The sequence below is a fragment of the Aquidulcibacter paucihalophilus genome (assembly GCF_002105465.1).
Classification (GTDB): Bacteria; Pseudomonadota; Alphaproteobacteria; order Caulobacterales; family Aquidulcibacteraceae; genus Aquidulcibacter; species Aquidulcibacter paucihalophilus.
The window spans coordinates 1-15601 of sequence record NZ_NCSQ01000025.1 but is presented as its reverse complement, the minus strand read 5'-3'; the positions used below and the strand labels follow the sequence as shown (position 1 = coordinate 15601).

Annotated in this window: 14 protein-coding genes; 7 read left to right on the top strand and 7 right to left on the bottom strand. The window is 55.7% G+C overall.

Going from position 1 to position 15601, the window contains the following annotated elements:
* Nucleotides 1–38 precede the first annotated feature (38 nt).
* Both B7364_RS01975 and kdsA read right to left on the bottom strand, forming a co-directional pair.
* Nucleotides 39–1883, bottom strand: a complete 1845-nt coding sequence (locus B7364_RS01975) for an ABC transporter ATP-binding protein (RefSeq protein WP_085338264.1) — start codon at nt 1881–1883, stop codon at nt 39–41.
* A gap of 334 nt (nt 1884–2217) precedes the next feature.
* Entirely contained in the window at nt 2218–3063 is an 846-nt protein-coding gene (gene kdsA, locus B7364_RS01970; protein ID WP_085338302.1) for a 3-deoxy-8-phosphooctulonate synthase, read from the bottom strand.
* 176 nt (nt 3064–3239) lie between these two features.
* On the opposite strand from kdsA, the gene B7364_RS18070 reads away from it, so the two are divergent.
* The 3 genes from B7364_RS18070 (at nt 3240) to B7364_RS01955 (ending at nt 4788) form a co-directional block, all read left to right on the top strand.
* Nucleotides 3240–3437, top strand: coding sequence for a hypothetical protein (locus B7364_RS18070; RefSeq protein WP_085338263.1), 198 nt, complete (start codon nt 3240–3242; stop codon nt 3435–3437).
* Between the two features lie 63 nt (nt 3438–3500).
* Nucleotides 3501–4250 (top strand): DUF6065 family protein, encoded by a 750-nt coding sequence (locus B7364_RS01960; protein WP_085338262.1) that lies wholly within the window; start codon nt 3501–3503, stop codon nt 4248–4250.
* Nucleotides 4251–4356: 106 nt separating this feature from the next.
* Nucleotides 4357–4788, top strand: coding sequence for an MmcB family DNA repair protein (locus B7364_RS01955; protein ID WP_085338301.1), 432 nt, complete (start codon nt 4357–4359; stop codon nt 4786–4788).
* On the opposite strand, the gene B7364_RS01950 is transcribed toward B7364_RS01955, so the two are convergent.
* Together B7364_RS01950 and B7364_RS01945 are read right to left on the bottom strand one after the other, a co-directional pair.
* Nucleotides 4785–5465, bottom strand: a complete 681-nt coding sequence (locus B7364_RS01950; protein ID WP_085338261.1) for a DJ-1/PfpI family protein — start codon at nt 5463–5465, stop codon at nt 4785–4787. The genes B7364_RS01955 and B7364_RS01950 overlap by 4 nt on opposite strands.
* A 111-nt stretch (nt 5466–5576) precedes the next feature.
* A complete protein-coding gene (locus tag B7364_RS01945; protein ID WP_157893427.1) occupies nt 5577–5954 on the bottom strand; it encodes a type II toxin-antitoxin system VapC family toxin in 378 nt (125 codons plus the stop codon).
* Between the two features lie 270 nt (nt 5955–6224).
* On the opposite strand from B7364_RS01945, the gene B7364_RS01940 reads away from it, so the two are divergent.
* Together B7364_RS01940 and B7364_RS01935 are read left to right on the top strand one after the other, a co-directional pair.
* A complete protein-coding gene (locus B7364_RS01940) occupies nt 6225–6917 on the top strand; it encodes an SCO family protein (protein ID WP_157893426.1) in 693 nt (230 codons plus the stop codon).
* Nucleotides 6918–7160: 243 nt separating this feature from the next.
* Nucleotides 7161–8441 carry a polyhydroxyalkanoate depolymerase gene (locus B7364_RS01935; RefSeq protein WP_106407537.1) on the top strand — a complete coding sequence of 427 codons (1281 nt, stop codon included), beginning with the start codon at nt 7161–7163 and terminating at the stop codon, nt 8439–8441.
* Here the strand turns inward: B7364_RS01935 and B7364_RS01930 are convergent.
* Nucleotides 8420–10447, bottom strand: a complete 2028-nt coding sequence (locus tag B7364_RS01930) for a hypothetical protein (protein WP_085338258.1) — start codon at nt 10445–10447, stop codon at nt 8420–8422. The two genes, B7364_RS01935 and B7364_RS01930, sit on opposite strands and share 22 nt — an antisense overlap.
* A gap of 111 nt (nt 10448–10558) precedes the next feature.
* Nucleotides 10559–12727: a transglycosylase domain-containing protein gene (locus B7364_RS01925; RefSeq protein WP_085338257.1), complete on the bottom strand. Its 2169-nt coding sequence runs from the start codon at nt 12725–12727 to the stop codon at nt 10559–10561.
* 136 nt (nt 12728–12863) lie between these two features.
* On the opposite strand from B7364_RS01925, the gene B7364_RS01920 reads away from it, so the two are divergent.
* A complete protein-coding gene (locus B7364_RS01920) occupies nt 12864–13226 on the top strand; it encodes a hypothetical protein (RefSeq protein ID WP_085338256.1) in 363 nt (120 codons plus the stop codon).
* A 19-nt stretch (nt 13227–13245) separates the two neighbouring features.
* On the opposite strand, the gene ppa is transcribed toward B7364_RS01920, so the two are convergent.
* A complete protein-coding gene (ppa, locus tag B7364_RS01915) occupies nt 13246–13797 on the bottom strand; it encodes an inorganic diphosphatase (RefSeq protein WP_085338255.1) in 552 nt (183 codons plus the stop codon).
* A gap of 304 nt (nt 13798–14101) precedes the next feature.
* Between ppa and B7364_RS01910 the strand changes: the two genes are divergently transcribed.
* The gene (locus tag B7364_RS01910; protein ID WP_085338254.1) at nt 14102–15190 is read left to right on the top strand and encodes an acyl-CoA desaturase; all 1089 of its coding nucleotides are present in this window, start codon (nt 14102–14104) and stop codon (nt 15188–15190) included.
* Nucleotides 15191–15601: the final 411 nt, after the last annotated feature.

Here is a 15601-nt window from a genome sequence, read left to right as displayed (position 1 = left end):
GCAGTTAAGCGGCTGGCATTGCACGCTTATCAGTCATCTCAAAAGCTATGCTGGACCGGCAGCTCAGCATGTAAATCCAAATCGCCACCCAATTTGTCGCCTACCGACAAAGCATTGAGACGGGCATAAGCCCCACCTTTTGCGACCAGCGACTCATGGGTGCCTTGCTCGACGATACGCCCAGCCTCGAATACCAAAATTCGATCGGCCTCACGCACAGTCGAGAGACGGTGAGCAATAAGGATTGTCGTCTTGTCCTTGGCCAAGGCTTTCATCGCATCTTGAACATCACGTTCAGTCTGCGTGTCGAGCGAGGATGTCGCCTCATCTAAAATCAAGATCCGCGCATCGGCTAAGAAGGCGCGGGCAAGGGCCACACGTTGCCGCTCCCCGCCCGACAGCTTAACTCCGCGCTCGCCCACTTGCGTGGCCAGACCCTTGGGCAAACGACCGATAAAGTCGGCCGCGCGGGCATCCCGTGTGGCCGCCTCTAATTCCTCTCGCGTGGCATCAGGCCGGGCGTAGGCAATATTCTCGTGCAAGCTGCGGTGAAACAAGGCGGGGTCCTGCGGCACAAGAGCGATGGAGCTACGCAGACTATCCTGGCGTACATGGCGCACATCCTGGCCATCAATGCGGATCGCGCCGGCATCAACGTCATAAAGCCGCTGCAGCAGCTTCACAAACGTGGACTTGCCAGAGCCAGTTTGCCCCACCAGGGCTACTGTTTCCCCAGGTTGGATCGTCAAGGAGAAGTCATGGTACAAAGGCTCACGTTGACCGCGATACCCGAAGGTGACTTGATCAAACACAATCTCGCCCTTGCCTTGCACAAAGGCCTTGGCGTTGGGCGCATCGGCGACGTCTTCGACCTCCAAGCTATAAGCCACCGCATCTTCAATGTCGGCAAAGCCGCGCTGCACTTGCTGCACCGTCTCACCCAGATTGCGCAAATAGCTGGCGATTAGAAAGTAGCTGGTCAAAGCAAAAGTCGCGTCGCCGGGGCTAGCACGCCCTTCTCGCCACTCGATCAAGACAAGGCCCAATAGCCCCACTTGTAAGGACCACAGGATGAAGTTGGATACGGCCCAGCCGTCTGCATAGCGCATCCAAGTGGTGGCCACGAGACCGCGCCACTTTTCAACAACACCGCTGAAGCGGGCCTCTTCACGGGCTTCGGCTCCAAAGGCTTTCACCGTCGGGTTAGCCGAAACGGCATCAGCCAAGGCAGCTCCGATGGCGGTATCGGCGGAGTTAGAGTGCTCATTGGCCTTTTGGATGTAAAAGCGTGCGATCAGAATGCTGGCAGTCGTAAACAAACTGATCGACCCACCGACATAGAGGCCGACCAGCGGCCAGGTCGCCAACATCATCCCGGTCAACCCCAACAAGACAATAGCGGCAGGTAGGATGAACCAGAGGAAATTGTCCGATAGCGTGTCATAGGCCCACATGGCGCGGCTTACCCGGCGCACGGTCGCGCCAGCAAAGTTATCGCTGTGCCATTGGCTAGAAAAGCGCTGCACATCTCGGAAGCTGGATTGGGTGATGTTGGCCATATTGCGGGCAGCAAACAGGTTCCAAACCCGCACCAAAATATTGCGCAGGACAAACATGCCCGCGGCAATTGCCGCAAACAGCCAGAAGAGGTCAAAGGCCTGATCAGCGGCTTGCGGCCCGTCCGTCAATTTCTCGACAATCCGGCCAGACAAAGCGGGCAAGAGCAGCTCGCACGCGGTTGAGGCTACCATGAGCACAACTACGGCAAAGAATTTCACCGGCTGGCTGGACCAATGCCGCCAGAGGTAAAGCATGATTTGGCCGATATGGGCCTTTTGCTGACGCGTCGAGGCGTCGTCTTCATCATCAAAAAAATCGGACATGGGTCACACAGAGACAGAACAGCTAAGCACCGAGCGCGGTTGTATGGGTGCGTGCTGCGTAAAGAAACTCAAGCAAGGCCGACGAACGGCGAAGCCACGAAGGAAGTGAAGTGCGACGCGCGTGGGTCGGCTCAAATTAATGAGACAAACCATCGTTGGATGGGCGGCGTCGACAATGGCCCCGTGTCAGGACTCAGTCATGCTTAAGTAGGTCCCCTCAGTTGGTGTAGGGTGTGGTTAACGGCTGAAACCGCAGGGGTAAAGCCCGTCAAACCCAAATGGCACCTACTTTGGCCATCTTGTCAGAGACCTGTGGCCCGAAGGTCACAGAACCTCAATAGCCCTTGGTGATTTTGTCGTGGGCCAGAATACCCTTCAACACATCTTCCAACTCAGCAAACGGCACCATGTTCGGCCCGTCTGAGGGAGCTTTATCGGGGTCTGGATGGCTTTCCATAAAGATCGCCGCCACACCCACCGCCGCTGCGGCACGCGCCAGATATTTGACCATGGTGCGATCCCCGCCCGAAGAATCTCCTTTGCCACCGGGTTGTTGCACCGAATGGGTTGCGTCAAACACAACTGGCGCACCAAAAGCCGCCATCGTAGGCAGGCCACGGAAATCGGTCACCAAAGTATTATACCCAAAGCTGGCACCCCGCTCGGTCACCATTACATTGGGATTCCCAGAGCCGGTGACCTTGGCAATAACATGCTTCATGTCCCAAGGGGCCAAGAATTGCCCCTTTTTGACGTTGACGACTTTACCCGTCTTAGCCGCCGCAATCAGAAGGTCCGTCTGACGGCACAAGAAGGCCGGGATTTGCAGCACGTCGACCACTTCGCCCACGATTCGGCAATGCTCCTCGGTGTGCACATCGGTCAAAACCGGTAAGCCTAGCTTGTCCTTAATCTCTTGAAAGACCGACATTGCATTGTCGAGCCCGAAGCCACGTGCCCCCGTCAGGCTCGACCGATTGGCTTTGTCATAGCTCGACTTGTAAATCAGACCCGCACCCAATTTGCCATAGGTCTCTTTCAACCATTGAGCCGTTTCAAGCGCATGTTCGCGGCTTTCCATCGCACAAGGTCCGCAGATGAAACGGACCGGCAAGCTATTGCCAACTTGAACAGCGCCAGAGCCAGCACCGACGGTGACGATGGGGGCGGGATTGGTCATCATTACATCTCCGGCGGCTGGGAGGCCGCTTCATAGTTTGACGGGCCTGAGTGCAGGCAGGTGCGCGCCGCTTTTGGCATAGGTTTGCGCTGAAATAAACAGATAGGGATTAGGACGATGCCTTTCGATGGGGTTTGGTTAACACATGCATAAGGTTTCGCAGTTTTAATAGCTGCATGACCCAGCTAGAGACCCCTTTTCCCCGTAAGCTTGGACCGGTTACCAGACCGCCCGTGGCGATTGCGCGCGGCTATCGGGATAACGACTTCAACAAGCAAAAATGGTCATGGCAGCAGACGTTGGCATTCGCGGTTTTTGCCTCAACAATCTTGTGGGGTTTGATCTTTTTGGCGATCCGCGCGCTGCTGGCTTAATCTGGTCCAAGATGAGCTATCAGGGCTAGACAAATCGCGTCCAAAGACCGAGGAAGCTAAGCCATGAAACTGATTTCCTATACCCTTGGCTTTCCTCCAACTGAGATGCGTCCAGGACCTGCCCAGCGCCCCTGGATGGACTCCACGTCTGACCGCTTCGCCTATCGCTGCTTGCCGCTCAATATTGCTAATCAATATGGATGGGAGTTGTTGTGCCCCTGTTCATTTGAAGTCACTTGGGATGGCGGGCCAAGCCCGGATGCGATGGTGGTCGAAATCTTGGAAGATGGTTGGCCTCATCCAACCAGCCACTTCGGCCATGGCGTCCTGACCTTCCATGTGAACCAGATTTTTCGGACCGAGCCTGGCACGCAATTGATGACGACCGGGCCGATGAATAATCCTAAGGACGGTATTGCCGCTCTTTCTGGCATTATCGAGACGGATTGGTCGCACTATACCTTCACGATGAATTGGGTGATGACGCGCGCTTTTCACCCCGTCCGCTTCCAAAAGGGCGAGCCGTTTGCCCACATCTTCCCAGTCAATCTGGCGGCAATTGAGCAGATCAAGCCCGAATTCAAGCCCTATGAGACCGAAGAAAACCTCAAAGAATCCTATGAGGCTTGGCAAGATAGTCGCAACACCTTCAATCAAGAGCTTGAAATTCCAGACTCTCAGGCCCGCAAGGACAAGTGGCAGAAATCCTATTTCCAAGGTCTAGGCCCAGATGCAAAGCCCACGCAAAAGGGGCGTCACTGGACCAAGCTCGACGTGCAGCCTTGGCCAGGCTCAAAAGCAAAAAAGAAATAGGGCCACTCGACAAAAGAACATAGATGGAACATGATGGGTCATGCTTGACCCCGTAAGTCCTGATCTTTTGTCCTATACCACCACAGAAACAGTGGGTTCGAATGCCATGCCAGCGGCACGGCCGGATGTCACGGTAGCCGTGCGTACTGGTGCGACGCGCTGTTTGATCCATGCCGGTTATGCCCCTATTTGGGAGTTTAAGCTCGCCAATAACCGCCGCGCCGATATTTGCGGTCTCAGCCAAAAGGGTGAGTTGGTGATTGTAGAGGTCAAGTCCGGGGTGGAGGATTTCAAGACCGATATGAAATGGCCCGAATATGCGCCTTATTGTGACCTCTTTTATTTTGCCGTGGCACCGGACTTTCCGATCGACTTGATCCCCGCCACCGAAGACCAAGCGCCAGGCCTGATTGTCGCCGATAGCTTTGGGGCAGAAATTGTGCGCCGCGCACCGCGTTTTGATCTGGCCCCAGCGCGGCGCAAAGCCGTGACCTTAAGCTTTGCCCGCCATGCGGCTGTGCGGGCGCTGCGGATCTAAGTGCTAAACCGCTCGAACGCTTGGGTGACAGCGGGGCCAAATTCCAAATTCCGCTTGGCATAAAAGCCCGCAAGCCCCGCTAGAATATCGCCCGGCGTGGTTTGGGGCGAGCCGCCCACGAAAGGGGGAGCCGGATCATATTCAATCGACAATTGGACGCGCTGAGCCGCGGCTTGCCCTGCGATTTCAGCGACAATGGTCAAGGCAAAATCGATACCCGCTGTCACCCCGCCGCCCGTAAACACCCGCCCATCGCGCACGACACGGCCATGAGTCGGGATCGCACCAACCTCCACCAGTAGGCTATGATAAGCCCAATGCGTGGTTGCCTTTTTGCCCTTTAGCAAGCCTGCCGCACCTAGAACAAAGGCACCGGTGCAGACGCTGGTGATATAGCGCGCCTGCCCTGCCTGCTCTTTCAGAAAAGCGATCAGCATGGGGTCTGCCATAGCCTGTTCCACCCCAAAGCCACCTGGCACGCAGATCAAGTCGAGTGGCGGACAAGCGTCAAACGTGGTTGTCGGCACGAGCGACAATCCACAATCACTTGGCACGGGATCAAGGCTATGGCTGATGATATGAACTTGGGAATGCGGTAAGCGATGTAAGACCTGCAATGGCCCCGTGAAATCCAGCTGCGTGACATTGGGAAACAGAATAAATCCAATCTGAAACATGGGGCCTCGCAGGGGGTTGATTTTTCAAAGTCCGTACCATGATGCGCCGAGGCTTCAAAGGCTTACCCGCTTCAGTTCGCCCCGGTGCAACACGCATAACTGACCGGGCGATTAAGACGATACCACGCTTTCCAACTCTGTCTGATAAAAGTCCCAGCCACCGAATAAACGAGCGCAGCTTTTGGACTTTGCCAGGGCATAGACGCGGCAATCGCCAAAATTTAGCCCTGCCGGATAGACGCCCTTACCCCGGCGATCACAGGCGTCTGCCCCTGTTTCGGCATTCACCAATGCCACAGGCGCGATCGTGGCACCAAGACCTGCGATGAGTGCCGCCATAGCCTTGCCAACGCCGCGCAGCCGCGAAACGATGAGGGCCTCTGCAACAGTCGCCGCTGAAATCACCAAATCGCCGTCCTGTTCCAAAGCCTTGGTCATGTCGTCGGCCTCCGGCCCATCCAGCACACTTGCCATGAATGAGGGAGGCATCGAGAGTGCTCAATTTGGCAATCCGTCATCATCATTCAGAAAGTCTTGGCTGCGCACAGCACGTGGTATTCCGTTTGCCCCAGGTGCGGCTGTACGGGCGATGGCAATGATATGGCGGTGCTTCTCTGCGCCAATCGGTGCTGGGATCGCCAAAAGTCGCACGACCAGAAAATGCCTAGCGAATGTCCCCTCACCCCTTGGACAAAGCGCCGCAGGGCAAACTGCCAATGCGTGCTTGCCAGCGCCAAGAATAAGTGGTGGATCACCGCTATGTCCAAACCCGCTGAAACGCCCCCCGCCAAGCCCCCTATCCCTTTGCCGCGCCTGATCGCTATTGGCGCGCTTGGCCTTGGAATACTGGTTCTGGGGGCGGCTTTCGTGCAGAACAGCTTGGCTCCTAAACCTGTTGAAGCCGCCCTGCCAGAAGGTTGTAATGCCCGGGCTTTTGCTGAGATTGGCGGACCTTTCAATCTGGTCAATCAAGACAATGTGGCGGTCAGCGAGAAGACCTTTGTGGGCAAGCCCGCGCTGATCTATTTTGGTTTTACCTACTGCCCCGATATCTGCCCGCTCTCCTTGCAAACCATGCGCTTGGCTCTTGAAGAAGCCAAAACAGTGCCTGGTTCGAAATCGACCGACATTCAGCCGATTTTGATCAGTCTAGACCCTGAACGCGACACACCTGCTGCCATGAAAGCCTATGTCACATCGGCAGGCTTCCCCCAAGGTTTGCAAGGCCTAACGGGCACGCCTGAGCAAGTAAATGCTGCGGCCAAGGCGTTCAAAGTCGGGTTTCGCAAGTCGATCCCCGAGGGCGGTAAAGCCGCCGATTATGTGATAGACCATACCTCCATCTTCTATTTGCTTGACCGTCAGGGCAAGCTTGCGACCTTCTTTTCGGCCGATCCAGACCCCAAAGCCATGGGCCAATGTCTGGCAGCCCTGTCAAAAAACGGGTTGTAAAGACTCAGTCCTGACCCGAAAACAGGCGGAAAGAGGCAAGAATTCAGTCCACCTATCGGTTGTGCACCCTGCACAACGCAGTTGCAGCATTTCTTCAATATTCTGTTTTTACTGACAAAATTTACATTCCCCTACGGCAAGCCGGAAAAACATTCTGCGCGATATGGTTGCCAAATCTTCATAGATGCCATGCAATCATTGCCAATCTGGCTGCCAAATGTGGTGCGTGCAGAGGGGGCGACCATGCTTTATTCGATCGTTGAGATGCAGCGTGCCGCGATGATGCCTTGGCGAGTTGCGGTCAATTTCCAGCGCGCCTTGCTGGCCAACCCCTTAAACCCCATTGCGCAAACACCCTTTGGCCGCAACCTGAGCGCCGCGTCGGATTTGTTTGAGGCGATGACCCGCCGCTATGAGAAGCCCGCTTGGCGTATCGAGTCGACTGTCATCAATGGCATTAAAGTGCCGGTCACGATTGAAACGGTTTGGTCGTCTGCCTGGTGCAGTCTTGTGCATTTTAAGCGCGACAAGCAAGCTTTGGCTGAAGCGCGCGGCCCAGATTGGGTTGAGCCTCGTGTTCTGATCGCTGCCCCCTTGTCGGGCCATTTCGCCACCTTGCTGCGCGGCACCGTAGAGGCCTTCATCCAAGATCATGACGTCTATATCACCGATTGGCATGATGCGCGCGATGTGCCGATTGGCATGGGCCGCTTTGATCTGGACGATTATATCGAACATATCCGCGAAATGCTCAAGCACGTGGGCCCCAAGGCCCATGTGGTGGCAGTATGCCAACCCGGCCCCCCTGTCCTTGCCGCCATCGCCCTGATGGCGGAGGATAAGGACCCTGCCCTGCCCGCCTCCATGACCTATATGGGCTCGCCCATTGATGCGCGATGTTCGCCCACGGTGACAAATAAGCTGGCCGAGGAAAAGCCGTTTACATGGTTTGAGTCCAAAATGATCCAAACCGTGCCGCCCATTTTTCCAGGCGCCTTCCGCCGGGTCTATCCGGGTTTTGTGCAACTTGCCTCCTTCATGCAAATGAATATGGACCGCCACATTGATGCCCATCGCGACTTCTTCAACCATTTGGTGGCGGGGGATGGCGACGAAGCCGAAAAGCATCGCGAATTCTACGATGAATATCTGGCAGTTCTCGACCTGTCAGAGGAATTCTACCTTCAGACGATCCAAAAGGTATTTCAAGAATATCATCTCCCACGTGGCATCTTGATGTGTCGCGACCGTTTGGTGAAGCCAGAGCTTATCAAAACGGTCGCACTGATGACGGTAGAAGGCGAGAAAGACGACATCTCTGGCATTGGCCAGACCCAAGCCGCCCACGACATCTGTACCGGCATCCCAAAAAAGATGCGTTATGACTATGTGCAAGAAGGCGTCGGCCACTATGGGGTGTTTAATGGCCGACGTTTCAAGAGCGAGATCTACCCTCGCCAGAAGCAGTTTATCCGCACTTATTTCAGTGCGGATAAAGAACGTCAGTTTTTAGCAGGCGGCTGATTGGTGAAGGTGATACCAAGGCGAGTTGGCAGGTCTTTTGGGTCCGCCAAACTTGGAAACTCAACCGGCACGGGTGGTTGCATAGCCGCCGTCATCACACCGCCAATTTCGATCCAGCGAGCCAAGGAAATCAGGAACTGACGTTCCATAATCGACTTGTTTTTTTCCGCCGCAGACTTGCGCAGAGGCTCTGCCCAGGATTGACGTACTTGGGCCACGGCCTGCGCATCCTGTGTGGCCGAACGGCTGGTCGCCCCTTTGGCTGGAGGTGCCATCATAGACGCAAACACACCGGCAGCTTTGGCAATCCCACCCTGGTCGCGGAGTTCAAGCGCACCATTGAGGAAGCGCATGCCCTGATAAATCGCTAAGCTTTGCTTGAGTTGTGCCGTAGGGTCGGGCTTCTTAGCCGCTTTACCTTTGGGCGCATTCGCTTTCTTCAAATCCTCAGCTAAGGGTCCGATCAGGGCATCAACGGTTTGTTCGCGATAAAACTTCCCCAGCCCATCCATGGCAAAGTCAAGGTTGACCCCAGCCCAACCTTTGAACGTGTAGTTCAAATCATTCAGGGTCGCGATATCAGTAACCGGGTCATAGTTTGCCTCTGCCCCGATGACCAATTCAATCCCGTCCGACAAGAGCGGGGCAAACATCGCCATGGGGCTATCTGGCTGGTTCAGCAAAGCTTCGGGAACCGTCAGCTTCATGGTGATGGGTTCCAATTTTGTGGCGGTAATGATGCCATCGCCGTTGCGAACTGCACTCGTCGCGATCCGATCAATGGTAAAGTTGAACCCCTGAAACCCAACTGCGAAATTCGACATATTGATCGCACCAATGCCGCCATCGAGAGGGCCACCGGGCAGCACATCCTTTAGCTTCGGGCTGGGTGTGGCCGGCGCAGAGGCCGCCTTGCTGGTTGCCGCGACACTCGCGGACGTCGAAGCCAGATCAGCAAAGCCCATGAGAGCGGAGCGACCGGTAGGCTTTGGCTCCAAACTTGGCACGATTTTCATAAAAGCACTGCCGAGTGCCGAGAAATACACAAGGTTGATGTCGTCCAAGCGAAGGGAGTCCAGCCCCATATCGATGCGCTTTTCAGCCTCACCTGTCGTTACCTTCATGCCTGTAAGGCTGAAGCGGCCGATGTTTTTCTCAGCCCAATTCGACAGCTCCATGCGGCCCATCGCGAGGTTAGACTTTTCAGGTTTTTCCTTGTCCGCACCCCCTTCAAATTCCATGGAGAGGTTTTCCACCAACATGGAACCAAAGGACAGCTTCTTGAAATCAAACTGTTCGGGCTCAAAGGCGTTGGCAGACTGCAGGGCCTCAAGGCCCGCCATCTTGAAGTCCGTCACCGAAATTCTACCAACTTTCGCGTTGCCATCTGCTTCGAGAACTTCAAGGCCCACAAGTTCCATAGATTTGGTGGAGCCACCGTCTGGCGAGAGGCGAACACCGGCAAGATTGAGTGCGCCAATCTTGCCACTCCCCATCTGGCCGTCTTTGCCTTTTAGTTGCACGACAATGTTTGAGACACGAACGTCCCCTTCAAACCCAGTCTGGCTCAATGTTGCAGCGCCCCGGGTCCCACCAAGGGTGTCACCGCCAACCCATCTGGTAAGCGCTTCAAGATTGGACGCTTGCGTGAGGCCGGTTACTTCGATCTTGCCAAGACTTGTTTTCTCGCCATCCTTGCTGACCGTCGTGCCATTCTCAAGAACGAGGCTAAAGCGGTCTGACTCCCCAGCAGCTGGCACGCGCTGAAGCACCAATTGGCCAAAGCTGATATCGGATGAATTTGATGCTTTGCCCTTGAAAACCAGATTCTCAATCACCGCGCGGTCTTCGGTAACGCTCTTGGTTACAAATTCTGTTGTGGCGGTTGGCTTATCTAATTGCCAAGCTTGCAAAACATCGCGCATCTTTGGTGCGGTCTGCGCGTAGGCAGGCGCGATCATAACAGAACACAGGGCCGTTGCAGCCAATAAAGACTTCAAATTCATCGATGGACTCCCCCAAAAGACAGCGGCAAATTGGCATGATATGGCATCTCTGCCAACGGCAGAACTGTCTAACCCAAGATTACAAAAGTTTTAGTTCGCCGAAAGCCAAACCTAACGCGGTGGCCCACTGGCTTCGACTGGACGAGCCTGCACATCCTTGACAATCTCGTCGAGACTGCGGGTTTCAGGCGCTGGCCGCGCGGAGGCGGGCGCTGTCGCGACCGATTGTGCTTCAGAGCTAGGCACGGGAGCTATCGGCGAACCGTCACCACCGAGAGTCATGTCGAGCGGGTCAACGGGCAAAGTCTCAACATTTTCATCTGTCGGCTCGGCCAAAGCATTGGGATCAGGCGTGGGGGCCAGCGGCAAAGCGAAGCCACGTGGGGCCACCCCTTTCATCGTCGGGACCATCAAAGCGCGCCAAATCCGAGCTGGCGCAGAGCCGCCTGTGACGCGGTTGGTTTTGACAGTGAAGTCATCATTGCCGACCCAAACGCCTGCAACATAGCCGCCGGTAAAGCCTATGAACCACGCATCAGCATAGTCACTGGTCGTGCCCGTTTTGCCGCCGACCGGACGGTCGGGCAATTGGGCGGCGCGCGCCGTCCCGGCAGAGACGACTTGGGCCAACATCAAGTTCATGTTGCGCAAGGGACCATCTTCAATAGCACGACGCGGGGCTGGGGGGGTCCGCTCCCATAGAATTTTGCCAGAACGGGTCCGAATGCGCTTAAACCCATAGGGGGTGACGGCCACCCCACCATTGGCGAAGGGCACATAGGCTGCAGTCAATTCAAGCGGGGTCAAGACCTCTGTACCCAAAGCCAAGGTCGATTGCGGGTCGAGACGGGAGCGAATGCCCAAACGGCGTGCAGCTCGAATAACGGAGTCCCGCCCAACTTCTTCGCCAAGGCCAACCGCAACGGTGTTGATAGAACGGGCAAAGGCACTGATCAGAGGCATGGGGCCCCGGAACTTGCCATCATAGTTTTGCGGAGCCCATTCGCCGACTTTGATCGGCGCATCCACGCGCACAGAATACGGCGTCTCGCCCCGCTCCATCGCGGCCAGATACACAAAGGGCTTGAAAGCAGAACCGGGTTGGCGCTTGGCGTCAGTCACACGGTTAAACTCGCTTTCTTGATAATTGCGGCCACCAACCATGGCCCGTACGCCCCCGTCGCCAGCAAAGGCGATAACGGCACCTTGGCCCATACGCATCGCCTTGCCATTCTGACCCAGCTCTTGGGCAAGAGCGCCTTCAGCATTCAACTGAGCGGTTAGATCGAGGGTGGTTTCAACGATGATATCTTCTTCAGGCTCACCAACGATCGAGCCTACATCTTCTGCAATCCAGTCGAGGAAATAGGCTGCGCCACCCCCGCGTGAAGTTGGCACAAAGCGCAGAGGCTGGCTGACAGCTTGTAGGCGCTGAGCCTTGGTGATGACGCCTTGGGCTTCCATCACATCCAAAACGACAGTCGCCCGATCCGAAGCCCGCTGCGCGCTAGACACCGGATTGAAGCGCGAAGGGGCTTTCAACAGGCCCGCTAAAAGAGCGGCTTCTGAAATGGTTAGATTTTGCGGCGTTTTGTCAAAGTAGCGGCGTGCCGCCTCGTCAATCCCATAGGCACCTGAGCCGAAATACACGCGGGCGAGATACAGAGCGAGAATCTCATCCTTGGTAAAGCGGCTTTCCAGCCAAACAGAAAGCAAGAGCTCTTGGGCTTTGCGCTTCAAGGATTGTTCTGACGACAAAAACAGGTTTTTCGCCAATTGTTGGGTGAGGGTGGAGCCGCCTTGAACCACACGGCCGGCGCGCGCATTCACATAAAACGCCCGGGCCAAGCCTTCAAAGTCAAAACCCCAATGACGGTAGAACTTTCGGTCTTCAATCGCCAAAACCGCTTGCGGCACATAGGGCGGCAAGCTCTTTAAGTCGATAGGCGGGGAGTCAGGTGCACCACGCCGATCGACGACATTGCCCCGAATATCGACATACGTGATCGAGGGCCGATCCGTCTTCTTCCATAGGGCCTCTGGGTCTGGCAGGTCCGAGGCGACCCAAATGAAGACACCCACGGCACATACGCCCATCCACAAGACCATGACTGCCCCCCAATAGAAGAGGGTGCCAAAAAAGCCGCGTCCTTTTCGGGGACGTGGGCCACTATTGGCCCGGGATGGACCGCGACGACGTGGTGGTGGACCATCTGGATAGCCGCCGCGACGACCGCCACCATTGGAATTTCTTCCATTGCCTGCCCCGCGCCCTGCCAAGATCGTAACCTTTCGTAAAGTCTCTCAGGATTGTCCTGCCTGATTGGGGTTAATCACAGGTGAATCTGGCAAATCCAAGGACGCTTCGAGACCACTCCAAGGCAAGTTTTGGCATTGTTTTTGCGCCCTCAAGGCCATGAGCATCTTTTCGGGACAAATCATTTTGGTCGGCACGGCTGTGTGCGAAGGCTATAATCACAAAGTGGCCAAGGGCGCACGTTGCGCCATGGTCTGTGTTTGCGACTGTGATCGCATGGAAGGCTTGGGCCTGCTGGAGCTTTATGAAACCGAAGATGGGCTTGATGCCGGTCGCCTGCTGGACGAAACTTTGGGTCGTCATGGCTGGAGCAACATCACGATCAAGGCCTGCATGCCAGTTGCCGATAAGACAGAGGGCTGGGAACCGGAATTGGAGGCCTTGATTGGCGCAGCCAAGCGCCTTGGGGTGGCCCATATGGTGTTTGAACCTGAGTCAGACCGCCCCAAAGTGTTGCATTAGCTTCGTGGAAGATTCGGCCCTAGCCGCCCGTATAGCCAAAGCCTGAAGCATTGGCGCGTTCCACGCCTTCGAGGATCATCTTCTTCGCCACGCCAGCATCCTGCCAGCCCTTCAGCTTGGTCCATTTGCCGGGTTCTAAGTCCTTATAATGGGCAAAGAAGTGCTCAATTTGCGCGACTTGGATCGCAGGCAAATCCTTATAGCTGTCTACGCCATCATAAAAGGCGGTCAATTTTGGAATGGGAACAGCCAAAATCTTTTCGTCTTCGCCAGCTTGATCTTCCATCAGCAATACACCGATTGGCTTCACCCGCAAAACACAGCCCGGGATCAAGGCGCGGCGGCCAATGCACAAGACGTCGACAGGGTCACCATCACCCGACAATGTGCCGGGGATAAAGCCGTAATTGGTTGGATAGCGCATGGGGGTATAGAGGAAGCGGTCGACGAACATCGCGCCGGAATCCTTATCAATCTCATATTTGATCGGCTCACCACCCAGCGGCACTTCGATCACGACATTCACATCATTAGGCATATCGTGGCCGGGTGGAATTTTCTTGATATCCATGGGGAGGATTCCTGTGTTCAAAAAGACAATCGTTTTGGCAAGGCGACATGGCCATTCCGAATGGCCCGAACCCGTGCGCGCGGGGGTTTAGACCAAGTGACGACACAAAGCCATCATTGGATGCAATCATTTCTCGACCAAACAATCATGCGGATCGCGCAAACCCCTCTGCGCCACCTTGTGTAGAAACTCTCATCGGCTCAACACTGCCATCTTCCCCATACAGGCTACAGCCTTTAATCTTGTCTTCATTGGGTCTGTTGCAGGCTCACACCCCTGGCTAATAATTTGGAGCGCCGGTGAGATGAGTGAAGACGTTAAGCGGCCGAAAAATCCCGCGATTAAAAGCCATAATGACACTGAGACGCCCAATCCAATCCCATTCTACCTTCTACATGTCTCTGCTTTTGCAGCCATTTTCACAGGTGTTCATGCAGCTGACCTTTGGCTCTGTTTAGGCATTTATCTGTTGCGCATGTTTGGCGTGACCGCGGGCTATCACCGCTATTTTGCCCATAAGAGCTTTAAGACCAGCAGGGTCTTTCAATTCATCCTTGCCTTCATCGCCCAGACCTCCGCCCAGCGCGGAATCTTGTGGTGGGCCAGCCACCACCGCAACCACCACCGCTTTTCTGACACGGCACAAGACGTCCACTCTCCGGCCAGAACCAGCTTCTGGTATGCCCATTTCGGTTGGGTGATTGATCCGAAGAATCACGAGACCGACTATGACGGCATCGCCGATTTCACCAAATATCCCGAACTCGTCTGGCTTGAGCGCAACCCCTATGTGCCGCCTGTCATTTTGGGGGTGATCGTCTGGCTGTTTGCCGGCTGGTCAGGCCTTGTTGTCGGTTATGTGTGGAGCTTGATCGCCTGTTATCATGCCACCTTCTGTATCAATTCACTCGCCCATGTGCATGGCCGTCAGCGCTTTGTGACGGGCGACCACTCACGCAATAATTGGATCCTCGCCATCGCGACCATGGGCGAAGGCTGGCATAATAACCATCATGCTTTCCCCAATGCGGCCCGCCAAGGCTTTAAGTGGTGGGAGTTTGATCTGAGCTTCTTGATCCTGCGCGTTTTGTCATGGTTCGGGATCGTCTGGGATTTACGCCACCCGCCCAAGGAAATGGTCCAGGGGATTCATCTGCCAGGCCCTGCCCTGATGGAAAAGGCCGCGCATCAATTGTTACAGGACTTTGCCGACCGCCTCGCCAAAGCGCGCGAAGGCTGGCGCGTGCCGACCATCGAAGAATTGCGTGCAATTGCTATCCGCAACATGCCCAAGAACCCGCATCTCGATGCCATTTTAGCGCGCGCAGAAGAGCTCGCCACCGAATGGATGCCCGCTTGGCTCGCCCAACAAACGGCCCGCCAACTGGGGTAACTTCCCAGCCCCCATAATGTCATTGCCGCCGAAGCGTGCGCTGCGAGCGGGGAACGTGCGGGGCTCGGCTGAGCTGTCCAGGATGGCATCGCTTCTCGTTCTTTTGTTCTGGAAGGCTTTGGCGCAGGCCCTGCCTGCCCCAAAGGCCAAACTCAATTGTTGGTGGGCGATTTGACGCGACAAATCGCCCGATCACGCTAGAGGAGGCGGTTTGGTGGACCAAGGGGATCACCAAAGCGCGTCCAGATAAAAAACCTAACCAAAACCACTGTCGTCCCCGCCGAAGTGAAGCGCAGAGCGGGGACCTCCTTACGCTTTTGCGCCACAAGGTCCCGGGTCGGCTCACGCCGTCCGGGATGACAGCGTTAAGGGGGGGGGCCTCACCCCACCCCCAACACCTTTTGCCCCGCG